This is a genomic window from Micromonospora sp. NPDC047548 (assembly GCF_040642975.1).
Taxonomy (GTDB): Bacteria; Actinomycetota; Actinomycetes; order Mycobacteriales; family Micromonosporaceae; genus Micromonospora.
Window position 1 is genome coordinate 17,562 of sequence record NZ_JBEYTI010000051.1, and the last position, 19,302, is coordinate 36,863.

21 protein-coding genes and 1 pseudogene are annotated in these 19,302 nt (G+C 71.0%); 9 read left to right on the forward strand and 13 right to left on the reverse strand.

From position 1 onward, the window contains the following. Window positions 1-244 precede the first annotated feature (244 nt). Window positions 245-919 carry a uridylate kinase gene (locus ABZ807_RS29175; protein WP_357164879.1) on the reverse strand — a complete coding sequence of 225 codons (675 nt, stop codon included), beginning with the start codon at window positions 917-919 and terminating at the stop codon, window positions 245-247. A 445-nt stretch (window positions 920-1,364) separates the two neighbouring features. On the opposite strand from ABZ807_RS29175, the gene ABZ807_RS29180 reads away from it, so the two are divergent. Together ABZ807_RS29180 and ABZ807_RS29185 are read left to right on the forward strand one after the other, a co-directional pair. Then, entirely contained in the window at window positions 1,365-2,654 is a 1,290-nt protein-coding gene (locus ABZ807_RS29180; protein ID WP_357164882.1) for a sensor domain-containing protein, read from the forward strand. Then, complete coding sequence (locus ABZ807_RS29185) at window positions 2,642-3,310, forward strand: response regulator transcription factor (RefSeq protein ID WP_357164885.1); 669 nt, start codon at window positions 2,642-2,644, stop codon at window positions 3,308-3,310. Before ABZ807_RS29180 ends, ABZ807_RS29185 begins: the two co-directional genes overlap by 13 nt. A gap of 35 nt (window positions 3,311-3,345) precedes the next feature. On the opposite strand, the gene ABZ807_RS29190 is transcribed toward ABZ807_RS29185, so the two are convergent. Then, window positions 3,346-3,606 (reverse strand): hypothetical protein, encoded by a 261-nt coding sequence (locus tag ABZ807_RS29190; RefSeq protein ID WP_357164888.1) that lies wholly within the window; start codon window positions 3,604-3,606, stop codon window positions 3,346-3,348. A gap of 897 nt (window positions 3,607-4,503) precedes the next feature. On the opposite strand from ABZ807_RS29190, the gene ABZ807_RS29195 reads away from it, so the two are divergent. Next, a complete protein-coding gene (locus ABZ807_RS29195; protein WP_357164891.1) occupies window positions 4,504-5,769 on the forward strand; it encodes a family 16 glycosylhydrolase in 1,266 nt (421 codons plus the stop codon). A gap of 237 nt (window positions 5,770-6,006) precedes the next feature. Here the strand turns inward: ABZ807_RS29195 and ABZ807_RS29200 are convergent, their stop codons facing one another. Together ABZ807_RS29200 and ABZ807_RS29205 are read right to left on the reverse strand one after the other, a co-directional pair. Beyond that, a complete protein-coding gene (locus ABZ807_RS29200) occupies window positions 6,007-6,489 on the reverse strand; it encodes an SRPBCC family protein (protein WP_357164894.1) in 483 nt (160 codons plus the stop codon). Then, the gene (locus tag ABZ807_RS29205) at window positions 6,486-6,848 is read right to left on the reverse strand and encodes a metalloregulator ArsR/SmtB family transcription factor (RefSeq protein WP_357164897.1); all 363 of its coding nucleotides are present in this window, start codon (window positions 6,846-6,848) and stop codon (window positions 6,486-6,488) included. The genes ABZ807_RS29200 and ABZ807_RS29205 overlap by 4 nt, the downstream gene beginning before the upstream one ends. Before the next feature lie 198 nt (window positions 6,849-7,046). Between ABZ807_RS29205 and ABZ807_RS29210 the strand changes: the two genes are divergently transcribed. Further along, window positions 7,047-8,264, forward strand: coding sequence for a helix-turn-helix domain-containing protein (locus ABZ807_RS29210; protein WP_357164900.1), 1,218 nt, complete (start codon window positions 7,047-7,049; stop codon window positions 8,262-8,264). Window positions 8,265-8,390: 126 nt separating this feature from the next. Here ABZ807_RS29210 and ABZ807_RS29215 read toward each other — a convergent pair whose 3' ends face one another. From ABZ807_RS29215 to ABZ807_RS29225, 3 genes are all read right to left on the reverse strand, one after another. Next, window positions 8,391-8,663, reverse strand: a complete 273-nt coding sequence (locus ABZ807_RS29215; protein WP_357164903.1) for a potassium transporter TrkA — start codon at window positions 8,661-8,663, stop codon at window positions 8,391-8,393. Between the two features lie 117 nt (window positions 8,664-8,780). Then, the gene (locus ABZ807_RS29220; RefSeq protein ID WP_357164906.1) at window positions 8,781-9,542 is read right to left on the reverse strand and encodes a rod shape-determining protein; all 762 of its coding nucleotides are present in this window, start codon (window positions 9,540-9,542) and stop codon (window positions 8,781-8,783) included. A 166-nt stretch (window positions 9,543-9,708) separates the two neighbouring features. Then, the gene (locus tag ABZ807_RS29225) at window positions 9,709-9,945 is read right to left on the reverse strand and encodes a hypothetical protein (protein ID WP_357164909.1); all 237 of its coding nucleotides are present in this window, start codon (window positions 9,943-9,945) and stop codon (window positions 9,709-9,711) included. Window positions 9,946-10,503: 558 nt separating this feature from the next. Here ABZ807_RS29225 and ABZ807_RS29230 point away from each other — a divergent pair. Both ABZ807_RS29230 and ABZ807_RS29235 read left to right on the forward strand, forming a co-directional pair. Next, entirely contained in the window at window positions 10,504-11,403 is a 900-nt protein-coding gene (locus ABZ807_RS29230; RefSeq protein ID WP_357164912.1) for a rod shape-determining protein, read from the forward strand. A 42-nt stretch (window positions 11,404-11,445) separates the two neighbouring features. Continuing rightward, window positions 11,446-11,787 carry a TraR/DksA C4-type zinc finger protein gene (locus tag ABZ807_RS29235; RefSeq protein WP_357164915.1) on the forward strand — a complete coding sequence of 114 codons (342 nt, stop codon included), beginning with the start codon at window positions 11,446-11,448 and terminating at the stop codon, window positions 11,785-11,787. Window positions 11,788-11,998: 211 nt separating this feature from the next. Here the strand turns inward: ABZ807_RS29235 and ABZ807_RS29240 are convergent, their stop codons facing one another. After that, on the reverse strand, window positions 11,999-12,205 hold the full coding sequence (locus ABZ807_RS29240) for a hypothetical protein (protein WP_357164918.1): 207 nt from the start codon (window positions 12,203-12,205) through the stop codon (window positions 11,999-12,001). A gap of 135 nt (window positions 12,206-12,340) precedes the next feature. Between ABZ807_RS29240 and ABZ807_RS29245 the strand changes: the two genes are divergently transcribed. Then, on the forward strand, window positions 12,341-14,623 hold the full coding sequence (locus tag ABZ807_RS29245) for a hypothetical protein (RefSeq protein WP_357164921.1): 2,283 nt from the start codon (window positions 12,341-12,343) through the stop codon (window positions 14,621-14,623). Here ABZ807_RS29245 and ABZ807_RS29250 read toward each other — a convergent pair. The 5 genes from ABZ807_RS29250 to ABZ807_RS29270 all read right to left on the reverse strand — a co-directional run bounded on the left by ABZ807_RS29250 (window position 14,572) and on the right by ABZ807_RS29270 (window position 18,172). Beyond that, entirely contained in the window at window positions 14,572-15,306 is a 735-nt protein-coding gene (locus ABZ807_RS29250) for a DUF2071 domain-containing protein (protein ID WP_357164924.1), read from the reverse strand. The two genes, ABZ807_RS29245 and ABZ807_RS29250, sit on opposite strands and share 52 nt — an antisense overlap. A 479-nt stretch (window positions 15,307-15,785) precedes the next feature. Next, the gene (locus ABZ807_RS29255) at window positions 15,786-16,307 is read right to left on the reverse strand and encodes a DUF6278 family protein (RefSeq protein WP_357164927.1); all 522 of its coding nucleotides are present in this window, start codon (window positions 16,305-16,307) and stop codon (window positions 15,786-15,788) included. A 15-nt stretch (window positions 16,308-16,322) separates the two neighbouring features. After that, window positions 16,323-16,796 (reverse strand): hypothetical protein, encoded by a 474-nt coding sequence (locus ABZ807_RS29260; protein ID WP_357164930.1) that lies wholly within the window; start codon window positions 16,794-16,796, stop codon window positions 16,323-16,325. Window positions 16,797-16,979: 183 nt separating this feature from the next. After that, window positions 16,980-17,453, reverse strand: coding sequence for an NUDIX domain-containing protein (locus ABZ807_RS29265; RefSeq protein WP_357164933.1), 474 nt, complete (start codon window positions 17,451-17,453; stop codon window positions 16,980-16,982). Further along, complete coding sequence (locus ABZ807_RS29270; protein WP_357164936.1) at window positions 17,450-18,172, reverse strand: XRE family transcriptional regulator; 723 nt, start codon at window positions 18,170-18,172, stop codon at window positions 17,450-17,452. The genes ABZ807_RS29265 and ABZ807_RS29270 overlap by 4 nt, the downstream gene beginning before the upstream one ends. 270 nt (window positions 18,173-18,442) lie before the next feature. On the opposite strand from ABZ807_RS29270, the gene ABZ807_RS29275 reads away from it, so the two are divergent. Both ABZ807_RS29275 and ABZ807_RS29280 read left to right on the forward strand, forming a co-directional pair. After that, window positions 18,443-18,691, forward strand: coding sequence for a flavin reductase (locus ABZ807_RS29275; protein ID WP_357164939.1), 249 nt, complete (start codon window positions 18,443-18,445; stop codon window positions 18,689-18,691). 221 nt (window positions 18,692-18,912) lie between these two features. Beyond that, window positions 18,913-19,302 (forward strand): annotated as a pseudogene (locus tag ABZ807_RS29280) (hypothetical protein); the annotation flags it as partial.

A 19,302-nucleotide genomic window follows, 5' to 3' on the forward strand; every position in this document is an offset into this window, starting at 1 on the left:
GCCTGACTGCCCAGGTTGGTGGCCGGCGTACTGCTACCTCGGATCGTGGTTTGTTGCGGCAGACGCGCAGGTGCGGGAAGGTCTCTACGTCCGCATGGCGCACGCGGACGTCAGAGATTTCGCCAGTTCCAGCCCGGCACACGCAAGCGGCAAGGCGGGCGATCATGCTGTACGTGATTTGATCACGCCGCTGAGGCAGCCTCTGGCAGTCAAGCAACATGCCCATTTGCCGAATTGAGTGCCGTCAGTGTGTTCGGGTCTCACAGACCGGCTGCTGAGGCTCGTCGTTGTGCACAATGATGTCGACGTGATCGGTCGGGCGGACCGTAGCGAAGTAGAACTGCTGGGAGGGGATGTAACGCTCGCGCCAGCGCCGTTCGACTTCGGCCCGAGATAACACCCGGCGCTCTCGGATCACGGCACGATCCACGGTCGTCTCGAGCGCGGTCGACACGAAGATGCGCAGGTCCCACCGATCAATCAGTTCCGGGCGCATGAGGAAGACGCCGTCGAAGACCAGCACGGCGTCGGCTGGGGCAGTCGTGACCGGCGGGGACAGCGCAGTATCCGCGGTGCGGTCGTAGACCGCGTGTTGGAAGCGTCGATCTCCGCCCGGACCGAGCGGATCGAGCAGAACCCGGTTCAACGCGTTGTAGTCGTGGGTGTCGAAGTAGCAGCCTTCGGCCGAGTACTCGCCGCGCGGATAGCGCTGTGCCCGGGGGAAGAGGAAATCGTCGATCGTCGCGCGGATGACGTCGCGGCCCTGTGTGCGCAAGACGACGGCCAGCTCGTCGGCGAGCGTGGTCTTGCCTGCGGCGGGCGGTCCGTCGATGGCAACCCGCGTCGGGTGCGCGACTGCCACGGACCCGACTGCCTCAGCCAGGCGGCCGAGCACCTCGTCGCGGGTGCCTTGGTCCATGTCCTGCCCGTCCCAGTCTCGCGAAGGTCACCGTATCGAGCCGACCATATGCCCGCCAGCCTTTTCGCGCCCGCCACTCCCCGAGTGAGCGAGATTGCCGCATGCGGAAGTGGCTGCGGTCGCGGCGCAAACGGACTGTCATGCCGACGCTGGTCGCTCGGTATAGCGTGACCGGTCATGCCGCCGTAATGCGCACAGGGCGCAGCTGGATCTCCGACTGCGGGGCCTTGGCGTGCCGTCGAACGAGCTGGCATTGCTCCGCCGGACGCAGGTCAAACGATGATCGGTTCTTGGTTCGCCGTCCTTGCCCCTGGCGACACGAGGCAGGGGCGTGGTGCTGGAGCCGGGTACGACCGGCCGCCCGGGTCGGGTAGGGCCAGGCATACCCCAGAGGTGGGCGCAGAGGGCTGGGCCCGGCATCCCCGGTGCACCTAGCGTCGACGGCATGACGCACGATCAGCCGATGCACCTGGCCAAGGCCCTGCGCCGGCCCGGCTACCTGCTCTCGCCGTGGCCGTGGCGCGCCCTGGCCTACCTGGTGACCACCGTCCCCGTCGCCGGCCTGCTCTCCGTCGGGCTGCTCCTCGTCGGGGCACCCCTGCTCGCCGCGGTCGGCGCGGTACGGCAGGGCCGGCCGGTCTCCCTGCCCCTCGTCGTGTTCCTCGTGGTCGGCGGCCTGGCCCTGGTGGCCCTGGCACCGCTCGTGAGCGCCCCGGTCTGCGCCGTCGAACGGTGGCGGCTCGGGCTGGTCGACCCCCGCCCGGTGTCCGGCCCGTCGTGGCGGGGTCCGGCGGCGCGGTACACCAGCGCCTCCGCGTGGCGGGAGGTCGCGTACGCGGCCTGCCTGGGCGGCCTGGTGCCGCTGGCGTACTGGACGTTCCTGCTGCTCGCGCTGATCGACGTCCTCCTGATCGCCAGCCCCTGGGTGGCCGGCGACGCCGACCAGGTCATCGTGCTGTGGACCACGGTCGACACACCACGGCAGGCCGTGCCGTTCGCGGTCCTCGGTGTCCTGCTCCTGCCCGTGCTGTGCTACGGGTCCGGGGTGCTCGCCGCGGTCCAGGGCGCGGTCGCCCGGCGGCTGCTCGGACGGCCCGCCGGGGCGACGGCCCTGCGCGAGGTCACCCGGTCGCGGGCCCGCCTGGTGGACACGTACGAGGCCGAGCTGCGCCGCATCGAGCGCGACGTGCACGACGGCGCCCAACCTCGGCTGACCAGCCTCAGCCTGCACCTGGGCCTGGCCCGGCTCGACGTGCCCGCGGACTCGCCCGCGGCCAGGCCGCTCGCCGTCGCGCACGACCAGGCCACGGGGCTGATGGTCCTGCTCCGGCAGATCGTGCACGGCATCCGCCCGCAGAGCCTCACCGACCTCGGCCTCGCCGGCGCGGTCCGGGAACTCGCCGACGAGGCCACCGTCGCCGTGACGGTGCGGGCCGACATCGACCGGGACCTGCCCGAACTGGTCGAGACCACCGCCTACTACGTGGTGTCCGAGTCTCTGGGCAACGTCGCCCGGCACGCCCACGCGACCCGGGCCGAGGTGCGTCTCAGCCAGGACGGCGGCAACCTCGAGGTCGAGGTCGAGGACGACGGTCGCGGCGGCGCCGACCCGCAGCGCGGCACCGGCCTGACCGGCCTCGCCGACCGCGTCGCCGCCGCCGAGGGGCGGATGCTGCTCGCCAGCCCGCCCGGCGGCCCCACCCTCGTCCGGGTGGAGCTGCCATGCCGGCCGTGACCCGGGTCGTGCTCGCCGAGGACGAGGTGCTGCTGCGCGAGGGCCTGATCGCCCTGATGGCCAGGTTCGACTTCGACGTGCTCGCCGCCGTCGGCTCGGCGCCGGCCCTGCTCGACGCCGTCCGGCGACACGAGCCGGACCTCGTGGTCACCGACATCCGGATGCCGCCGGGCCGGCGCGACGACGGCCTGCGGGCGGCCGTCGCCCTGCGCGCCGAACGACCGCAGCTCGCCGTCGTGGTGCTCAGCCAGCACGTCCAGACCGAGTACGCCGCCGCGCTCCTGGACAGCGGGGACGGACGGGGCGTCGGCTACCTGCTGAAGGACCGGATCGCCGACGTCCCCGGGTTCGTCGACAACCTGCGTACCGTGGTCGACGGCGGCACCGTCATCGACCCGGACGTCGTCCGGCGGCTGCTGCACCGCCCCCGCGACCCGCTCGCCGACCTCACCGCTCGGGAGCGAGAGGTGCTGGTGCTGCTGTCGGCGGGCCTGTCGAACGCGGCGATCGCCACCCGGCTCCGCGTCACCGAAGGGGCCGTCGGCAAACACATCGGCAACATCATGACCAAGCTCGGCCTGCTGCCCAGCGACGACACCAACCGCCGGGTGCTCGCGGCACTCACCTATCTGCGGGCGGGCACGGCCGCGAGGTGAGGAGGGCGGCCGGGTCGGATGCCGTCGACCGTCGGTCAGCCGCGGCGGTCCTCGTCGCCCGGCCCGACCTCCCGGCGTTGCTCCAGGGCGTCCGCCGCGGTGGCGTCCTCCGGCAGGGACGGTGCCGGCAGATCGTGCTCCCCCGGCACCGACGCGCCCTGCTCTGCCAGGTCGGCCTCCGTGGCGTCCAGCGGTTGCGGCTCCGGCGGCTGGTCGGGCTGCCCCTCGTCGAGCAGCGGCTGGCGCTGCTCCACCGCGTCGGCCTCCGGCGGCACGTCCAACGGTCCATCGGTCATGCCGACGCTCCTCTCCCCTGCCGGCCCCTGGCGGGGACGGCCTCGACGACGGGTCAGTCCGGCAACAGCCGCCGGAGTACGCCCTTCGCGGTGGCGCCCCTGCGGTAGGACTGCACGAGGTACGAGCCGCGGACGACGTTCGCCCGGCCGGCGCCGGCACCGCGAACTACGCCAGGCGCGGCCGTCGGTGCCCGGTCGCGATCTCGACCGGCATCCCCGCGGCTGGGTCCAGAACGGCTGTCTCCGCTGATCAAGCCCGCCTCCGGTTGTCCCCCGACGACCTCTCCCGCAGCATACGGTTGGCGTCTCCGGCGCGGCACCGGTCACCAGCAACAGGTCACTTGTCACCGTGCACAGCTGGGTCGCGAACGCCTCGCCATGGTTCCCGAGCGCCTCGACCGAGGCCTCGTCCGACTCGCGCACGGCGTCCAGCACGGCCTCCTGGGCCTGCTCCAGCGAGCGTCCGGTACGGCTGACCCGGTGCAGGATCCGGATCGCGTCCGCGAGCCGCCGCGTGGCCTGGACCAGTTGACGCCGCCGGCAGGCGCCGGCGGGACCGGGTGGCCCGGCCATTAATTGGCAACCTTATTGACAGAGGGGTGAAGCATCGACAAACTTCATTAAGAGAGCGCTCTCCGGCGTTTGCCCCGCTCCGCTCTCGCCGCACCCCGGGAGGACCTCCATGGCTCGACAACTGCGCGCGCTCCGTGCTGTCGCACCGACTGGCACAGCCCCGACGGCGCCCGCCTGAACCTGCGGGACTGCGCCGGCACCGCCACACAGAAGCGGTGCCGCCGCTGACGCGACCGCTTCCGTCGCCACGGCCCCACCGACCGGCTCGACCGTCCGTAGCGGATTGAACCCCACACAGTCACCCGTCCCCGCCAAGGAGGTTCCATGTTCCACATCCGCACCCGAAGGCGACCCCGAACGCTCGCCCTCGCCGCGACCGCGCTCATCGCCGCCACGGTGGCCCTCACCGTGCCGGTCCACCCCACTCCAGCCGAAGCGGCGATCGGCGGGATCACCTGGCAGGACGAGTTCAACGCGGCGGCCGGCACGCCGGTCGACCAGAACAAGTGGCGCTTCGACATCGGCGGCAGCGGCTGGGGCAACAACGAGCGGCAGTACTACACGAGCAGCACAAGCAATGCGACGCACGACGGCCAGGGCAACCTCGTGATCACCGCACGTCGGGAGAACCCGGCCAACTACCAGTGTCACTACGGCCGGTGCGAGTACACCTCGGCCCGGCTGCTCACGGCCGCGACGTTCACCCAGGCGTACGGCCGCTTCGAGGCCCGCATCAAGATCCCGCGCGGTCAGGGCATCTGGCCAGCGTTCTGGATGCTCGGCAACGACATGGGTAGCGTCGGCTGGCCGAATGCCGGCGAGATCGACATCATGGAGAACATCGGCAGGGAGCCCAACACCGTCTACGGCACCATCCACGGCCCGGGCTACTCCGGCGCAGGCGGAATCAGCGGCAGCCGCACCCTCGGCCAGCCGCTCGCCGACGGCTTCCACACCTACCGGGTGGACTGGGAGCCGAACTCCATCATCTGGTACCTCGATGGCGTCGAGTTCCACCGCGTCGACCCCGGTCGACTCGGCGGCAACCGCTGGGTGTTCGACCACCCCTTCTTCATGATCCTCAACGTGGCGGTCGGCGGCAACTGGCCCGGCTACCCCGACGCCTCGACCCAGTTCCCCCAGCAGATGCTCGTGGACTACGTCCGGGTCTCGGGCTACTCCGCCGGTGGCGGCGACCCGGCGCCCGGCACCACCCGGATCAAGGGCGCACACAGCGGCCGGTGCATCGACATTCCCGGCGCCAACCCGGTCGACGGCGCCAAGCTGCAGATCTGGGACTGCAACACCACCGCCGCGCAGGCGTGGACGTTCGCCTCCGACGGCACCGTGCGCGCCATGGGCAAGTGCATGGACCCGGCCTGGGCCGGCACGGCGAACGGCACCGAGGTCAACCTGGTCAGCTGCAACGGCAACCCCGCGCAGCGCTTCACTCTCACCACCGCCGGTGATCTGGTCAACCTCAACGCCAACCGCTGCGTCGACGTGCGGGACTGGGTCAGCAGCAACGGCGGCAAGCTCCAGCTCTGGGACTGCACCGGCGGCGCCAACCAGAAGTGGTCCCGCGCCTAGGCATTCCCGGGAGCGGGCCGCCGCCCGGTCCGCCACGTCAGACGGACCTCGACGTCTCGTTTCGACGCCGGCGGGCCGGGCGGCGGTTTGCTCGGCCTGCCAGCGTGGCAGGCGTGATGCCTACCGCAACCACCCATGGTGGGGTCGGCTGGACCAGCTGCGACGGCGCCGAGCACCGGCCGGGCGACCGGAACGGCGGCCGCGGCCTGTCCGCTCAGGTGAGCACGCGGTCGTCAGTCAGAGGGACTTCGCGACGTCCACCAGCTGGTCCAGCGCCGCGCCCCACCCCTCGGAGAAGCCCATCTCCTCGTGCTGCTTCTTCGTCGGGACGTCGGCGTGCATCGCCGTGGCGGTGTACTTCGTGCCGCTGCCGTCCGACTCGATCCTGATCACCGCCGTGAACGGGAGGCCTTCCCCGGCGATCTGCGGGCGGAATCCCGGAGCCAGGCCCGAGGTGAACACCAGGGTCGAGCCCTCCTCGACCACCAGGATGCAGCCGCTGTTCGGGAACTCGTCGCCCTCCGGCGAGCGCATGACGGTGTCGAACCTGCCGCCGGGCTGCAGGTCGATCTCGCAGGACGAGGTCGACCAGGGCTTCGGGGCGAACCATCGCACAACCAGCTCGGGAGTGGTCCAGGCCTTCCAGACCAGCTCGGGCGCGACGTCGACGGTGCGCTCCAGGACGAGGTCGAGATCCAGGTTCGTGGTGTAGGCGGTCATGTCTGTTGCTCCTTGAGGTCGTAGAGAAGCGAATCGAGTTGGTCGAGGCGCCGGGTCCACAGGGCGCGCTGCGCCGCGAGCCAGGTGTCGACGCGCTCAAGTGACTGGGGCGCGAGCCGGTAGGTCCGTACCCGTCCCTTCTTCTCCGACGTCACCAGCCCGCAGCGCTCAAGAACACCCAGGTGCTGGGTGAACGACGGCAGTGCCATGTCAAACGGACGAGCCAGGTCGCTGGTCGTGGCGGGCCCCTGGCCGAGGCGCTCCACGACTCGGCGGCGGGTGGGATCTGACAACGCGTAGAAGAGATCGTCCAGGCCCGGGTCGACCACGCCGCCGCCATCACCCACTCGCTTAGGCATGAACCTAAGTATGCGGTCACCCAACGCTCAGGTCAATCCCTAAGTAAAGTCCGCGTGCCGCCGGCCGCCCCGACCAAGCCCCGCCGGCCGCTTCGCCCGCGCCGCCGTTGGAGACGGGCAACTTCCACGGCGTCGGAACGCGGCTGCCCATAATGGTCATGACTGAGCCGTCCGGCGCGGGTCGGTGAGGGGTGAGACGTGAGCAGCGGTGGCGGGCACCAGGCTGCGGGTGACGACGACTGGCTGACTGCCGTCGCCGAGACCGCCAGCCGCGACGCCGGCGGCGTTCCGGTGGAGCTGCTCGGCGACTATCTGCCGCTACTCGCCGACGCCGCCGTGAGCGGCCGCCGTCCACGACGCAGCGAACTCGAGGCCGTCGGCCTGTTGGGCCGTCATGCCGCCGAGCAGGGGGTGTCGGCCGGTAAGGCCGTGCAGCTGTACCTGTCCGCGGCGCGGGGGCTGTGGCAGCAACTCCCTCTGCTGGTGCGCTCCAGCGACAGCGAGGTGGTGCGGGCGGCCGCCGAGGCGGTCCTGTACGTCGTCGACGACGCGGTCGCCACCCTCGCCGAGGGCTACGCCGCCGCCCGGCGCGACCTGGTGCGCCGGGAGGAAACCCTGCGCCGGGAGCTCATCGACGACCTGCTACGTGGCGACTCCGACCTGGGCGGGCTCGTGCAACGCGCCGAGCCGTTCGGCCTGGACCTGACCCGGGTGCACCAGGTCGCCCTGGCCGCGCCGAGCCGCCGGTTGCCCGATACCGACGCCGCGATCAGCGCCCTGGAGGCGGTCATCTTCGACCGGCTCGGTGATCGTGACGTGCTGGTCGCCACCAAGGAAGGCCTGCTCGTCGTCCTGGCTCCCGCCGACCTGGCACCGGCCGACCAACCCGCCGCTTCCGCCGGAGCCACGCAGCTGGGCCAGCTCATGCACGCTGAGCTGAGCCGGCTACCCCGCGGCCGGCCGTGGCAGGTGGCGATAGGCCGCCCCCACCCCGGCCTGTACGGCATCGCCCGCTCCTACGAGGAGGCCCGTGAGGCACTGACGATGGCGCGGCGGTTGCGGGTTCATCGCGACGTCGTCGGCGCGCACAACCTGCTCGTCTACCGGGTCCTGCTGCGCGACCAACCGGCCATGGTGGACCTCGTGCAGGCGGTCCTGCAACCCTTGACCCGCGCACGCGGCGGTGCTGAACCATTGCTGGCCACCCTCGCCGCGTACTTCGACAGCGGAGGTGTCGCCACCGCGGCGGCGCGGCAGCTGCACGTGTCAGTCCGCACGATGACCTATCGCCTGAGCCGGATCAAGACGTTGACCGGCTACGACCCTGCCGACCCCACCGACCGGTTCACGCTGCAGGCGGCGACCCTGGGCGCCAAGGCGCTCGACTGGCCGCAACAGCCCTTACCCACCGTCTGACCGCCGGTGACAGCAAGGGGTGCACCACCCGGACGGCGGGTCCGCCTGCGCGCGTCGCCCGACGCGGCCACCTGTGGGCTGCCGAGCCCGGCCCCACAAATCGCCGTCACCGCTCACGCGGCTGCCTTACCGGCACGGCGGGGATGTCGCCCCGGAATCGCCGACCTCGGTACCGGTGACATCCAGGACGTCGAGGATGCCGAGGAGCCGGGCGAGAGCGTAGGCCTCGCTGCGCGTCAGGGCGAGACTGCAGGTGGCGTCGGGGTCGTCGCCCGCGTCGTAGACCAGTTCACGCCGGCCACCGGCGTAGTGGGTGACCACGCCGACGCGGCGACCCGCGTCGGTGGTGAACATCCCGCGCATCCCGATACCGGGCAGCGGTGTCAGCTCGACATCCATGACAACTCCAGAGCACAGGCAACGCCGCAAGCGGCGCGGGAACGAAGGAAGGGGTCGGCGCCGGGCACAGCGCGACAACGGCTGCACCTGGTGGCGCTGGTGGATACGGTGATCGGATCAGCCGGTGAGCAGCAGACGCAGGCCGGTGAGCGTGGCCAGGTGCGGCTCCGTAGGCATCGTGACGGCCCGGCCGGCCAGGGCGGCCAGCCGGGCGGCGGCTCCCGGACACGCCGCGCCACCCCCGGTGATCAGCAGCCGGCGGCGTGATCGCGACGGTCCGGCGGTCATGCGTCGTACGCAGTCCGCGATCGCCGGGAGCTGATCGATCGTGTCGACCACGTCGACGCGTTCGGCGGCCACAACCGCCCCGCCGGTGATGCGGGCAACCTCGGTGCGCCCGCGCCCGATGTCCACGGCCAGAACGTCATCGCCGCCAGGGTTCGGGCGGCAGGCCAACGTGGCCGCCAACGGCTCCTCCACCGTCGCAACGCGCCCTCCGGTTGCCCGGCGAACCGCGGCGACCAGCAGGTTCTTCTGCCGCAACGTGGCGGTGGCCGGCACCCCGACGAGCACCGGGGAGACATCGTCGCGTGGCCGTCCGGCGGCAGCGCTGACGATCCGTAAGAGGTGCACGCAGGCGAAGAAGTTGTCCACCACGCCCTGACGTACCGGCCAGATCAGTTTCGCACCGCCGGTGGCCTCCAGCTTGAGCGCGGCGTGCCCGACGACGTGCCGGCCGGACGGCGCCGGTGCGATGACGGCGGGTTCGGTGACGACTGCACCGCCCGCGGGAGTCCACATCCGCACCGTGGACGTACCCAGGTCCAGGGCAAGGGGATACCGTACGCCTCGGCGGGCGTACGCGCCGGGAGTCAGCATGCTGACCGTCCCCGCGCAAGCGTGTTCGCGGCAGCGCGCCCCTGACGCGGTGGGCCGTCACCGGTGACGGATGAGGCAGGTAGAGAGCGTGCGCGATGACGCGAAGTCGGCATGATGCTCCAAGCCAAGGACCAGCGCCGCACGGCGCTGGTGGGGCGAACGGACCTCAGACGGCGAACGCGGGCCGGGGCGGAGCACGATCCGCCGACCACGCGGGCACGCATCCCGGAACTGTCCGTCGCGTCAAGCGGAACACGATGCACAGCCCGATCGCCCGGGTAGCGGACAGCACCATGACGAGCACGGCCAGCACCAGCAGCGTCGGCAGCGATGTTCGCTCACCGACGCTGCTGGTGCTGCGCCGTCCATGCATGCCGCACACCATAGCCGTCGCGCTGCGCATCGGCCACGGCTACACGATGCGAGGGACGCACCGCCCACCGATGGCCCGGCTCCGGCCGCTGGACCTGCGCGACAGGACCCGCGAACCGCCCCCGCTTCCGGGGCCTTTCTTGCCGACCTCCGGCAACAAAGGGCGCGGGTTCTTCGCCGGTCGCCGCTCCTGCCGCAACGACCGCGGGCAGCGACGATGGAACTCCCCGCTACCCAACACCGGGAGGAGGTGGCGATGACCACACCGACGGCGCAGCCTCCACCCGGCGGCGATTCGCCCACACCCCCGGCACACCGCAGGTCACGCCGGCGTCCAGCGCCACCGTTGGTCAATCACCTGCGCCGCTGCCCGCGGCGGGGAGGGTGCCGTCGGCGCTCGACGCGGTCCGGGTGGTGCGGCTGCCGCAGCCGCGGTGCGGACCGCGTATGGCCGCGCTGACCAGGTAAGCAGCCGGCGGCTCGGAGGCCGATGCCGTGCCCCGCGCCATCACCGCCGCGATCGAGCATCCGAGCCACCACACCCCGAACCGGGCTGAAGCCCTGGCGCGGCCACCGACCGACCGCTCGTGTGGCGCCTGCCGGCTGCAGGCATCGTCCATTCATCGCACGCCGCGTTTCCCGCGGCGTCGTCGCAGTTCATCCGAAAGGGGTCGGCGTGTCCGTGCCCACGAACGCAACCACCATCTCCCGTCCGGCCGGGCAACGACTGGTCCCGGACACCGGCTCCGCAGCGAAGCCCACCACCGCCCTCGCGGTCGATCTGGGCAGCGGCAGTGTCGGCGTATGGGCGGCCCACCGGGGATTCCTCAGCGGTCCCTGCGGTGACGCCTTCGCCTCCGTCGGCAGGTTGGTCAGGCGCGGCCAGATCGTCGACGCCGCGGGATGCGCGACGCTGCTGTCAGACCTGCTCCGCCAGTACACCGACCCCGTCCCGGCGGGCGGCATCGTCGTGGCGTGCCGGCCGGTGCTGTCCACGCAGGCCGACGAACAGGCGATGCGGCGCGTGCTCACCGACGCGTTCGCCCCGTCACGGCTGCTGTTCATCGACACCGTCCGCGCCGCCGCAATCGGGGCCGGCGCTGCTGCCGGCACGCTGCTGATCGCCGATGTCGGCGCGCAGCTGACCGAGGTCGCCGTGCTCCGGCACGGGCACGTCATCGCCGCCCGTCGCACCAACATCGGAACCCGTGACACCAACCGTGAAGCCAGCCCCGACCTGCTGCCCGAGATCGTCAGGCGCCACGTCAACGACTTGCGCGCGGACCCCGCCGCGCCAGGCCTCGCCAGCGCCGCCGCGGCCCGCGGCCTGATCCTCGTCGGCGACGGCGCCCTGCACCCGGGTCTGTCCGTGCGCCTGTCCGCGGCACTGCGCCTGCGCGTGCACTGCGCCGCGGCTCCCAGAACCGCCGCGCTCAACGGCGCGGCGCTGGCCGCGATGACCGCCCTGCGCCACCCCTCCATCGCCTGACCCGCCGTCCCGCCACCTGTCTCGACAACTCGGGAGGAACCAATGACCGCTGGTGTGTACGACAGCGCGAATGTGGTCCGCGAACCCATCGAGCTACTGCGCGACATGCTCGAGGAGCAGTTCGTGACACACACCAACCGCCTGACCGAACTCACCGTCTACGGCAGGCTGCCCGGACACGGCGGCTATGACCCGGACGCCCTGCGGGTGCTCGCCGCCGCCGCACGGGAAGGAATCGCCGACACCGCCCAGGCACTGCGGCGCATGTCCGAAGGCTCGTACGGCGTGTGCGAAGGCTGCCACAACGACATCCCCCTCGACAGGCTACGGGCCCTCCCCCACGTCCCGTACTGCGTCTCGTGTCAGCGGCGTCAGCCCCGCTGAGTGCCCGCACCGCCGGCGGCCGGCTGTTCGCGAACCGTGAACCGTCGGATCGCCCGCTCCGTCCACGGGTGCTCGGCCACCCTCGGGGGCATTAGTGCCTACCCTCCCGCCCGGCCGGGCGCCCAGGTCGGCCAGACCGATCACCACCACCCGGGCCGACGACCTGCCAGGGCCATCCGCCGGATGGCCGGCACGGGCAGGCGGGGTCGGCTCACCGGAACCGGCCGGGTCCCTTGGCGTACAGCAGGTAGAGCAGCGGGCCGATCGGGAACGACAGGACGATCACCAACGCCCAGCCGGCACGGTTGACATAGTGCAGGTCGCGATCGCTGGTCCGGGCCAGGTCGGCCAGGCAGCGCGCGTCGAACCACGCGACCACCGCGACCAGCGCAACGGCCGTCACCAGGATCGCCAGCACCGGCCCATTGTCGCCCACCACCGCAGCGCCCGGAAGCCCGGCGCCGCACGTCGGGCTGGCGGGCCGCAAGCGCCGCCCGCGCGCCGCATTCCGGGATCGGCAGCGGCCGCCACACTTATCTGTGACCCTGACCGCGTGGGCACAGCACCTGCCGGCGAGGCCGTCGAGTTGCGGGTACACGGGGTGTCCGGCGCGACGGCGGAGACGGTCCTCGACCACCCGATCGTGGTCCGCGTCGCCGGGGACCAGCAAGCCGGCTTCTACCGACCCCGCCCGGGGAGCGGCGCAGCTGGCGGCGCCGTCACCGGTGTCGCCGTCGAGGCGTACCGTTGGGGCGCCCTGACGGCCGGCGCGGCGGTGCGGACCGCGTCGATGCTGTTGCTGTTGCCCTTCATGCTGGGCAACGTCGCAATCTGGCTGCGCCCGACGCCGACCGACCGGTTCGGCCTGCTCGGCCCGCTGTGCCGACTGCTCGGCGGCACCCTCACCGCCGCCTTCATGCTCTCGATGATCGGCATCACGGTGAACCTCGTCGGCTGGCAGTGTGTGCCGTACCACGAGTGCCGGGACGACCGCCCCTACCTGTCCTGGCTCGCCGAGCTGCCGATGGGCCCCCGCCTGGCTCTGCTGTCGCTCGTCCCGCTGCTCGCGTTGCGGGTGATCTGGGGAATCGGGACCCGGTCCGCGCGGGCGTTCGAGGGTTTCACACCGGCGCCACCACGTCCGGCGCCGCCCGAGGTGACCGAAAGCCTCAGCACCCCGGGATTCTGGGACGACGAGCGGACAAATGCCTGGCTACGCCAGATCCACGTCGGGATCGGCGGCGCAACGCTCGACGCCAGCCTGCTCGCCGGCATCTCGGACGGCAGCCCGGTGGGTCGGTTGCTGTTCGCCACCTCGGTCGGCCTGGTGGCGTTCTGCGCGGTGCTGCTCTGTCTTCCGGTGCCGATCAGCCACGCGCACCCTCGTCGCCTCCAGCGCCCCCTGTGGGCGGCCACCGTCGGGGTGACCGTCCTGAGCCTCGGCTACGCGGCTCTCGCGCGCGGGGTGCAGCCGGTGATCGGACAGTTGCCCGGCTACGAGGGCAGCGCCGGCGGCCTGGTCTCGGCGCAGGGCGTCCTGCTCGTCACTCTCGCCGTCGTCACGTTCGTGCGCCAGCGGGTGGCCCCGCCCGGGGCCCGCCCCTTCCTGCGCGGGCTCGGCACGCCGATCCTGGCGGCGGCGTCGGTGAGCGTCGCCGCGGCCTTCACCGCAACGCTGAACTTCCGGGTCGCCGACCAGCTCGACCGCGGCGCCATTCCCGATCCGATCCGGCCGAATCCACCGGCCATCGGTCCCCTGGAGCCGCCGGTCGCCTACTGGTGGGCCGCACTCGCCGGGCTCGCCGCCCTGCTCATCCTCGCCGCAGCGGCTGCCGCCACGCTCCTACTCAGCCGCCGGCGGCGACGCGACCGGGCCGAACGCATCGTCAGGAAGGACTATCCGCGGGCGCCGGCGGACGCGGCACCCCGGCTGCACGCGGTCCGGGACACCATCGCCATGTCCCACGTGACCGAGGAACTGGGCCCGATGCTGGTCGCGTTCTTCGTGATCTCCTCGCTGGGCCTGGCCACCATCGTCCTCGACCTGTTCGGAATCGGCCCCACCCAGCTCGCGGCCGAGGTCAGTCGGCACAGCGGACCGGCGGTGCTCGCCGCCTACGTCACCGACGCCGGAATCTGGATCATCAGCCTGCTCGTGATCGGCCTGCTGATCCTCGGCTTCCGCGCGTACCGGTCGGCCGAGACCCGACGCGTCGTGGCGATCCTGTGGGACCTGGGCACCTTCTGGCCACGCACCGTCCACCCGTTCGCGCCTCCGTGCTACGCCGCGCGGGCGGTGCCCGAACTCGTCAAGCGGGTGTCCGCACTCGCCGCGCAGGGCCCGGTGATCATCTCCGGGCACAGCCACGGATCGGTCCTGGCGGCCGCCACCATCCTCCAACTGCCGCCGACCGCCCTGCGCCGAGTCGCGCTGTTGACCTACGGCTCCCCGCTGCAGCGCATCTACGCCCGCCTCTATCCGGCCTATCTGGGACCGCAGGCGCTGTGTGAACTGGGCGAGCGGCTCGACTGGCGATGGCGCAACCTCTGGCGGGACACCGATCCGATCGGCGGGCCCATCTTCGACCACCATCGGGGCGAACAGCCACCGTGTGACAACCCGGCGGCCGAGTCCATCGACGTCCGGCTCCGCGATCCCCGCGCCGTGACCATCGACCCAGCGGACACCGTGGTACCGCCGGTGGAGCGCCACTGGCCGTACCACACGCATGCCGAGTACCAGGCGGCGGTACGGGAACTCGCCGACTGTGCCGGCGGAGACGGTCAACGCAGGGTGACCGGTGGGCCGAACCGGACCGGGACGCCGGGGGAATAGAGCACGCTCGCCGGCGGTCCGGTCGGCGACGGCAGCCCGGCGGCGGTGACCAGCTCGTCATCCAGGTCCAGCAGCTCGGCCCGGTGCAGCGGCCAGCGGGGATGCCAGTTCGGCAGGTGCAGCGTGCGGCCGTACGCCCGGGTGTGCAGCCCCCATCGGGCGGTGACGAAATGCTCCAGCGGGGTCGGCTCGGCGATCGGCTCCCCCACCCGGACCACCATCCGGCTCGTCGTACCGACCGGGCCGGGCCAGCGGCGCTGGCACCGGTAGGTGCAGCGCTCACCGTCGCGTTCCAGCCGCATCGCCGACCACAGGTACGGCAGTCGCAGGGTCACCCGGGCGACCAGCACCGGAACCAGCCGGGAGGCGTCGACTGAGCGGAACACCACGGCGCGCCGGCCGGTGTCGTCGACCGAGTAGAGCCGGACGTTGGTCTCCCAGAAGCTGCCGAAGTACGGCACCCCCGGCCCACGGCCGAGGCCCAGCCCGACCATTCGGAAGCCGATCAGGCCGACGTAGCTGAACCCGTCGAGGGTGTCCGGGCGGGTCCCGGCAGGCAGCAGGGGCGCGACGAGCTCGGGCGCGACCGCCCAGTGCAGGAAAGTGAGGTCCTCCCAGCGCTGCCGCAGGATCGCTCGCGGGAACGCCTGCTCCGGCGCCGAGTCGACCGGCTCGATGTCCACGTCCTCATCCTGCACGGTGTCAGGTCGGGCGGACGTGGAAGCTGCCTGCCGTCGGAGCCCTCCAAGCGCCCCGCCGCCTGGACCACCGCCACCGTCTGCGCCGGGATCTCCACCGACGCCCTGGGCCTCATCGACATCCGGGCGCCGTGCTCTATAAAGGACATACGGCCGCCACGAAGGCACGCCACGCGTCAGCTACAGAGAGTTAACCAACAGAGTCCTTTCCGGAGCCCTGGGGCCGGGGGCAACGCCCACCTGACCGAGACGCCCGTCCAACACAGGTCCGATCTGGGTGCGGTGCGGGTGCGGCGCAGGAAGGGGCTGCACGGGTTGATCAACGAATATGAGCAAGCCGCGTAGCCGAAACCGAGTTATTGAACGGTACAGCGTGTACGACGAACGAAGCATTTTCGGCGAACGCGACGGAGACGTCCGGCGGGTCGATGCTCGACCCGCCGGAGGTCCCGCTGCGATTCACACTATTCGGCTGCTTCCACGACCTCTCGGATCAGGCGACTGAAGAATCTCTTCTCCGGATTGTTCCCGTCAATGTACTGGAGTCCGTACGAGGCCACGAGCATGCAGATGTCGACGCCCCATCCGTCTCGCGTATCCACCTCGGAGAAGCTGATGACCTGCCGTTGGAACATCGGCGAGGCGGAATCCGGCCACTGTAGCCAGGCCAGCGCCGGCGACCGGCGTATCATGACCTCGCCGAAGTAGATGCCAAGGTCGATCGCGAGCGAGTTCGTGATCCGACTCAACTTCCGCGGATCGTCCAGGTGCCGCTCGATGTTCGAAACAAACCACTGCTCCAGATCATCGACCGATGCATCCGTCAGATCGAGCCGCAGGCCACTCTCGCCGACCAGCCGCGCGAGCTGAGCCAGCCGATCATCGATTGAGGCCAGGAAGTTGCGATAAGCCGTACGCGCCTCCTCCGGACTCGCCTCTCTGAGCGACCGGCCGCGTACACCATAGGTGAACGGCAGGTAATCCATGCCTTCCACTTCTCCTCAGTATCGGATCTCGATCGTCACGCCTGCCTCGAGGAGGCGCTGGGCCACTCTGCCATCCATGCCGATCTTCCCGTTGATCGGGCTCCGCAGCAGGATCCACCGCATCTCATGCAACCGGCCGGCCCTGAGCAGCAACCGGTCGCCGCGGATCTCCTTCCTGATCCTGGACCTGTTCTCCACGAATCCGACCTTCACCTCGCTGCCTCGCCTGATCCCCAGGTGGGGATTCGGCGAGTCGACGATGTCCTGCCGCCTCGTGGTGGTCGTTCCACGACGAGGCTCCGGAACCGTGAAGCTGACCTCACGCACCGCGTTGTCCATCTCGTAGGCGGCGATGTCGTCCGCGTACGCGTCGCCCACCTTCTTGTTGGTCACCACGGCGCTCTGGGTCCGGTCCGTCGTCACGCCGTCGCTGCCACACGCGAACCGGGCGTTGTTGTGTACAAGCACCGGCTCGCCGTCGGCGATCACATAGTAGGTGTGGGATTTTCACCCCGTCACACAGCGTGACCTACATATTCATGGCCTTCCACCTGGCCTTTCGCGTGTGGCACCAACTCGCCTCATCGAAATCCATCGGTGTTGACGGCGACGGTGACGGCAACCTGGGGAGACGTCCGCGCCCGCCAGCGGCCGAGGCATCGATGGGGGGCGCTATCCGAGGTGGGGGGTGTCGCGGTGCTCGGCATGGTGGTGGAGGCGGAGGCGGACGGTGTCGTGGATGGGGATGTGGTCGAACTCGGCGGGGTCGACGAAGCGGACATCGGTGGACTCGTCGCTGACGGTGATGGTGCCGCCGACCACCCGGGCGAGGTAGGTGATGGTGAATTCTTGGCGGACTTCGCCGTCGGGGTAGGCGATGACGTGGTGGGGGTCGGTGTAGATGCCGAGCAGGCCGGTGATCTCGATGTCGAGGCCGGTCTCTTCCTTGACCTCGCGGACGGCGCATTGTTGGAGGGTTTCGCCGATGTCCATGGCGCCACCGGGTAGGGACCAGTTGCCGGAGTCGGTGCGCCGTTGCAGCAGCACTCGGCCGTGTTCGTCGGTGACGATGGCGGCGGCACCGGGGACGAGGCTGTTGGCAGCGGGTGCCTCGGGGTCGTGGTGGTAGTCGCGCCGGCCGGTCACCGGGTCTCCTTCGGGTAGGGGGTGGTGGTTTGCCAGATCTGTTCGAACTGGTCGGCGTGGGCGGCGAAGATGCCGTGCGGCGAGAGTTCGCGCAGGTGTAGGGCGGGGTGTTGGTAGCCGCGGGCGCGGTAAAGGTGTGGGGTGACGATCATCTGGTGGTCGAAGCGGAACACCGAGTTGTACAGGTGCACGGCGTGCAGGCCGATCTCCACGCCGGGCACGTCGTGGAGGGGTTCGCAGAAGTTGAGGGCGTTGCGGATCCGGCCGGGTAGGGTGCCGCCGATCTGTTCCAGGGCGTCGCGTTCGGCGACGTGCGGGCAGTCGGGGTCGGCGAACGCGAGCCGAACGCGGGCGCCGTTGGCGGCTCTGTCGGTGATGAGCTGCATGGTGTTGGGCAGCAGTTCCAGCAGGAACGGGTAGGCGTAGCCGAGCAGGTCGATCTGCTTCGTGGCGCCGGTGAGCAGGGCCGCCCACACGTGGTGGGGGATGTCGGCGCGGTGGGCGTAGGCGGCGACGACCTCGGCGGTGGCTTCGGCGCCGGGTGCCTGGTCAGGGCGGGTCTGGGGCCACAGGTCGGCTTCGGTTTCGCCGAGGGCGTCGGCGACAGCGAGGCGGGTGCGTTGGTGGGGGACGCGGCCGGCGAGCCACCGGGTGACGGTCTTGACGTCCACGCCGACGGCTGCGGCGAGGGCGGTCGGGTCGAGGTGGGCGCGGAGCATGGCCGCGCGTAGGCGGTGACTCATACCGTCCCACGGTAGTGGACACAGCAGGACGCGCAGCGGTCATAGAAGTGTCCGGACTGGTGTCCGTCAGGACGTTGGGGTGCCGGGGCCTGGTTCGTAGGTTCTGGCGCAGGGCCTCGCCGGTTTGCTTGCGGCAGTACGCCGGGCTGGTGGGTGTCAGGGGGAAGGGGTTGCCGCCGGCCCTGGGAGTGGTCGGGTCGGGTGTGGGCGGTAGCCCCTTCCCCCTTCCAACGAGCCGGGAGGGTGGTGGGGTTGTTGTCGGTGCATCAACCGATACGACCACAGTGGATCTGCACGGGGTGCGGGGCGCCGTGGCCGTGCCGGACCCGCAAGCGGCAACTCGTGGCGGAGTTCACCGGCGCGCGGATATCGCTGATGCTGCACCTGTCGGCGTACCTGGTGCAGGCGTGTGAGGATCTGCCGCACACCCCGTCGGGGGTGCTGCACGCGCGGTTCCTCGCCTGGCCACGTTCGCCGGCACTGCGCAACGAGTAGCAGCGCCCCGACCAGGATCATGGGTCCGGTCGGGGCGCCGCTGGTTGGATGTCAGTCGTCGGCGGGTGGGGTGTCGCCGTCCGGGCCGTGGTCGTCGGTACCTGCCGAGAAGGGCATCCGTACAGGTCGCGGGCCCTCTTGACGTCCAAGCCCGACCTTAGTCTGATCGGGGGCGTCGCCCGCACCCATCGTCACCGATGAATGCGCGATGATGCCGACTCATGCTGCTGCGACTGGCCTACCTGGGCATCACGAACGCGTTTACGTTGCTGCGACTGCTGCCTGGTGGCGACCGCGACAAGGACATCGAAATCCTGTCGCTGCGTCACCAGCTCGCTGTGTTGCAGCGCCAACTCGACGGGCCGCGGGTCCGGTTCGAGCCAGTCGATCGGGCGTGGCTGGCCGCGCTGCTGCACCCGCTGCCAAGGACGACCCTGCGGCGCCTACGGCTGCTGGCCCAGCCCGACACGATCCTCAAGTGGCACCGTGACCTGATCGCCCGCCGCCACACCGCGCTGTCGCGGCCCCGGCGGCGCGGCCGGCCCGCACGCTACGGTCGATCCGGGCCCTGGTGCTGCGCCTGGCCAGGGAGAACGGCAGTTGGGGCTACC

Coding starts and splice junctions, on each gene's coding strand:
- ABZ807_RS29205 (WP_357164897.1), bottom strand. CDS start 6,848: ATGCCTAAGCGAGTGGGTGATGGCGGCGGCGTGGTCGACCCGGGCCTG.
- ABZ807_RS29225 (WP_357164909.1), bottom strand. CDS start 9,945: ATGCGCAGCGCGACGGCTATGGTGTGCGGCATGCATGGACGGCGCAGC.
- ABZ807_RS29255 (WP_357164927.1), bottom strand. CDS start 16,307: ATGGATTACCTGCCGTTCACCTATGGTGTACGCGGCCGGTCGCTCAGA.
- ABZ807_RS29220 (WP_357164906.1), bottom strand. CDS start 9,542: ATGCTGACTCCCGGCGCGTACGCCCGCCGAGGCGTACGGTATCCCCTT.
- ABZ807_RS29195 (WP_357164891.1), top strand. CDS start 4,504: ATGTTCCACATCCGCACCCGAAGGCGACCCCGAACGCTCGCCCTCGCC.
- ABZ807_RS29175 (WP_357164879.1), bottom strand. CDS start 919: ATGGACCAAGGCACCCGCGACGAGGTGCTCGGCCGCCTGGCTGAGGCA.
- ABZ807_RS29190 (WP_357164888.1), bottom strand. CDS start 3,606: ATGACCGATGGACCGTTGGACGTGCCGCCGGAGGCCGACGCGGTGGAG.
- ABZ807_RS29185 (WP_357164885.1), top strand. CDS start 2,642: ATGCCGGCCGTGACCCGGGTCGTGCTCGCCGAGGACGAGGTGCTGCTG.
- ABZ807_RS29200 (WP_357164894.1), bottom strand. CDS start 6,489: ATGACCGCCTACACCACGAACCTGGATCTCGACCTCGTCCTGGAGCGC.
- ABZ807_RS29215 (WP_357164903.1), bottom strand. CDS start 8,663: ATGGATGTCGAGCTGACACCGCTGCCCGGTATCGGGATGCGCGGGATG.
- ABZ807_RS29235 (WP_357164915.1), top strand. CDS start 11,446: ATGACCGCTGGTGTGTACGACAGCGCGAATGTGGTCCGCGAACCCATC.
- ABZ807_RS29180 (WP_357164882.1), top strand. CDS start 1,365: ATGACGCACGATCAGCCGATGCACCTGGCCAAGGCCCTGCGCCGGCCC.
- ABZ807_RS29270 (WP_357164936.1), bottom strand. CDS start 18,172: ATGCTCCGCGCCCACCTCGACCCGACCGCCCTCGCCGCAGCCGTCGGC.